The sequence below is a fragment of the Pseudomonas sp. P5_A2_2 genome, assembly GCF_054177685.1.
This window is the reverse complement of sequence record NZ_JBGCUL010000397.1, coordinates 1-4,068: the sequence shown is the minus strand read 5'-3', so window position 1 is coordinate 4,068 and position 4,068 is coordinate 1. Positions and strand designations below refer to the sequence as shown.

4 protein-coding genes are annotated in these 4,068 nt (G+C 61.5%); all 4 read right to left on the bottom strand.

The window, feature by feature from the left end; genetic code table 11:
* Positions 1-51: 51 nt before the first annotated feature.
* Genes pcaC through ACXRVY_RS19130 form a run of 4 tightly spaced genes read right to left on the bottom strand, consistent with a single transcriptional unit; the run spans position 52 to position 3,973 of the window.
* On the bottom strand, positions 52-444 hold the full coding sequence (gene pcaC / locus ACXRVY_RS19145) for a 4-carboxymuconolactone decarboxylase (RefSeq protein ID WP_130210590.1): 393 nt from the start codon (positions 442-444) through the stop codon (positions 52-54).
* Between the two features lie 10 nt (positions 445-454).
* A complete protein-coding gene (gene pcaD, locus ACXRVY_RS19140; RefSeq protein WP_223463897.1) occupies positions 455-1,246 on the bottom strand; it encodes a 3-oxoadipate enol-lactonase in 792 nt (263 codons plus the stop codon).
* Between the two features lie 12 nt (positions 1,247-1,258).
* A complete protein-coding gene (locus ACXRVY_RS19135) occupies positions 1,259-2,623 on the bottom strand; it encodes a 3-carboxy-cis,cis-muconate cycloisomerase (protein WP_223463898.1) in 1,365 nt (454 codons plus the stop codon).
* Between the two features lie 45 nt (positions 2,624-2,668).
* On the bottom strand, positions 2,669-3,973 hold the full coding sequence (locus ACXRVY_RS19130) for an MFS family transporter (RefSeq protein ID WP_223463899.1): 1,305 nt from the start codon (positions 3,971-3,973) through the stop codon (positions 2,669-2,671).
* Positions 3,974-4,068: the final 95 nt, after the last annotated feature.

Genomic DNA, 4,068 nt, shown 5'->3' with positions numbered 1-4,068 from the left:
CCGACGCCATCGCGAGCAAGCTCGCTCCCACAGGTTGTACGGTGTTACTAATCACTCCCGCGACTCAACCCCCAACTCATCCCACACCGACTCGGCCAAATGGAACGTCGCATTGGCCGCCGGAATCCCGCAGTAGATGGCGCTCTGCATGATCACTTCCTTGATCTCGCCACGGCTCACGCCGTTGTTGGCGGCGGCGCGCAGGTGCAGTTTGAGTTCGCCCTCGCGGTTCATGCCGATCAACATGGCAATGGTGATCAGGCTGCGGGTATGGCGCGGCAGGCCCGGGCGGGTCCAGATGTCGCCCCAGGCGTGACGGGTGATCATCTCCTGAAACTCCGAGTTGAACTCGGTCAGGGCGGTCAGGCTGCGGTCGACGTGGGCGTCGCCGAGGACCGCGCGACGGACTTTCATCCCCTCGTCGTAACGTTGTTTCTCATCCACAGCAATACCCTCAATCAGCCGACAGAAACGCCAGCACGCGCTCGCTGAACGCATCGCCTGCCTGGACGTTGGATAAGTGCGCGGCGTAGAACTCGGCGTACTCGGTGCCCGGCACATGCTCTTGAATGAAATGCCCGCCAGACGGTGGCGTCACGGCGTCTTCGGTACCGGCAATCACCAGCAGCGGCGCCTTGATCGACGACAGCTGATCGCGGAAATCGGCATCGCGCACCGCCGCACAGTTGGCCGCATAGCCTTCTGGCGAAGTGGCCGCGAGCATGTCGGTAATCTGCTTCGCTGCTGCCGGGTTGGCTTCGGAAAAGTCCGGGGTGAACCAGCGGGCAATCGACGCATCGCGCAGTGCAACCATGGCCGCCTGACCATCACGCAGCACCATTTCGATACGCGGGTTCCACACCGACGGATCGCCGATTTTCGCCGCGGTGTTGCACACGATCAGCTTGTTCAGGCGTTCGCCGGCATTGATCCCCAGCCACTGGCCAATCAACCCGCCCATGGACAGACCGCAGAAATGCGCGCGCTCGATGTGCAAGGCATCCAGCAAGGCGAGCACGTCATGACCCAGCTGTTCGATGCTGTAAGGCCCCGGCGTCACCAGCGATTGGCCGTGACCACGGGTGTCGAAACGCAACACGCGAAAATGCTCGGTGAACGCCGGGATTTGCGCGTCCCACATGTGCAGGTCAGTGCCCAAAGAATTGGACAACACCAGTACCGGCGCATCGACCGGTCCATCGAGTTGGTAATGCAGTTCGCCCTCGGCGAGTTGTACAAAAGCCACAGCAAGTCTCCTTCAGGCAGTCAATGCAGAATGTTCAGCCACCGCGCGCTCGACCCAGGTTTTGGCCTGACCGAGGTAATGAGCGGGGTCCAGCAGATGATCGAGTTCAGCCGCCGACAGCTCGGCGGTCACTTGCGGTTCGTCGCCGAGGACCGCACGCAGGTGACGCTGTTCGGCCACCGCGCGTTTGCAGCATTGTTCGAGCAGATGGTGTGCGGTATCGCGACCGACCCGTTGCGCGAGCACGATGCTCACCGCTTCGGCGAGCACCAGTCCCTGGGTCAAATCGAGGTTGCGCGCCATGCGCCCGGCATCCACTTCCAGGCCTTGAGCGATCAGCAACGCCTGCTGCAGGCTGCCCGACACCAGGCAGCAAATTTCCGGCAGGGTTTCCCACTCGGCATGCCACAGGCCGAGGCTGCGCTCGTGTTCCTGGGGCATGGCGCTGAACAGCGTCGAGAGCAGACCGGGTACACGCGTCGCCGCGCCGATCAGCACCGCCGCGCCCACCGGATTGCGCTTGTGCGGCATGGTCGAAGAACCGCCCTTGCCCGGCGCCGAAGGCTCGAACAATTCGGCGGCCTCGGTTTGCATCAGCAGACTGATGTCGCGGCCGAGTTTGCCGAGACTGCCGGCGATCAGACCGAGTGCGGCGCCGAACTCCACCACGCGATCGCGCTGGGTATGCCACGGCTGATCGGGCAAGGTCAGTTGCAGTTCTTCGGCCAGCGCCCGGGCAATCGGCATGGCCTGTTCACCCAGGGCGGCAAGGGTTCCGGACGCGCCGCCGAATTGCAGCACCAGCAGGCGCGGCTTGAGTTCGGCCAAGCGCTGACGACTGCGCGTCACCGCCCCCAGCCAGCCGGCGATTTTCATACCGAGGGTGACCGGCGTTGCATGCTGCAGCCAGGTACGTCCGGCCAATGGCGTGGTCGCGTAGCGCTGGGCCTGGGACGCGAGCGTCTGCCCCAGTTGCGCCAGATGGTTTTCGATCAGTTCCAGTGCGCGGCGCAGTTGCAGCACCAGGCCGCTGTCCATCACGTCCTGACTGGTCGCGCCCAGATGCACATAGCGCTCGGCTTCGGCATCGGTGGCCGCGATCTGTTTGCCCAGTGCCTTGACCAACGGAATCGCCGAGTTACCCGCGGTGGCAATCGCCTCGCCCAACGTAGCGAAGTCATAAAGCCCGGCGCGGCAAGCCGCTTCAATCGGCGCGACAGCACTCGACGGAATCAACCCTACCTGCGCTTCGGCCCGGGCCAGTGCCGCTTCGAAATCGAGCATGGCCTGGACCCGGCCCTGATCGCAGAACACCTCACGCATATCGCGGGCAGTGAAATAGGCATCGAACAATTGATTGCCCGGTCGCTGGTTCATAAACAATTCCTGGAGGCGCGGGCCGCTGCGGCCCACGCGTGAAGATCAAAGATCGTGATGCAGATACTTCGCCTGTTTCGGCAGACGCAGGCTGAACAGGAACGCTATCGCCATCATCACTGTCACGTACCAGTAGAAGGAGTTTTCCATGCCCACGGCCTTGAGACTCAAGGCCACGTATTCCGCCGAACCACCGAAGATCGCATTCGCCACCGCATACGCCAGGCCGACGCCCAGTGCACGCACTTCCGGCGGGAACATCTCGGCTTTTACCAGGCCACTGATGGAGGTGTAGAAACTGACGATCGCCAGCGCCAGGGTAATCAGCACGAAGGCCAGAAACGGACTTGTCACGCTTTTGAGGCTCAACAGGATCGGTACGGTGAACAGCGTGCCGAGGGCGCCAAACCAGAGCATCGAGTTACGCCGGCCGATCTTGTCGGCGAGCATGCCGAAAACCGGCTGCATGCACATATAGAGGAACAGCGCGCCGGTCATGATGTAGCTGGCGGTCTTGGCCGGCATGCCGGCGGTGTTCACCAGATACTTCTGCATATACGTGGTGAAGGTGTAGAAAATCAGCGAACCACCGGCGGTGTAACCCAGTACGGTGATGAACGCGGCTTTGTGGTCGCGAAACAGCGCGCTGATGCTTCCTGCGTCCTTGTTTTCGCGCATTTCCTTGCTGGAAGTTTCTTTAAGCGAACGACGCAGATACAGCGAAACCAACGCCGCCATGGCACCGACCACAAAGGGAATCCGCCAACCGTAGGCACGCAGGTCATCCTCGGTGAGGAACTGTTGCAGGATCACCACCAGCGACACCGCGAGCAACTGGCCGCCAATCAGGGTCACGTACTGGAACGAGGCGAAGAAACCGCGCTGGCCCTTGAGCGCCACTTCGCTCATGTAAGTCGCGGTGGTGCCGTACTCACCGCCCACCGACAAGCCTTGCAGCAAACGGGCGAACAGCAACAGGATCGGCGCCCAGACCCCGATACTGTTGTAGGTCGGCAAGCAGGCAATAAGCAAAGAGCCGAAGCACATCATCAGAATCGAGATCAGCATCGAGTTCTTGCGCCCGTGCTTGTCCGCCAACCGACCGAAAATCCAGCCACCAATCGGGCGCATCAGGAAGCCGGCGGCAAACACGCCAGCCGTGTTGACCAACTGCACCGTGGGGTTGTCGGACGGGAAAAAGGCCGGCGCGAAATAGATCGCGCAGAAGGCATAGACATAGAAGTCGAACCATTCGACCAGGTTGCCGGACGAAGCACCGACGATGGCGAAGATCCGCTTGTTGCGTTCTTCGCCCGTATAAAGAGCTATAGGAGCCGTGGGTGTTGTCATTGTTTTTTCACTCAAAGGGGACAGTGAGAGTCTAGACACACTTTGCAACAGTCCCGTTCCGCAGATGCATCAGCAACGCAAATCCACTGTGGGAG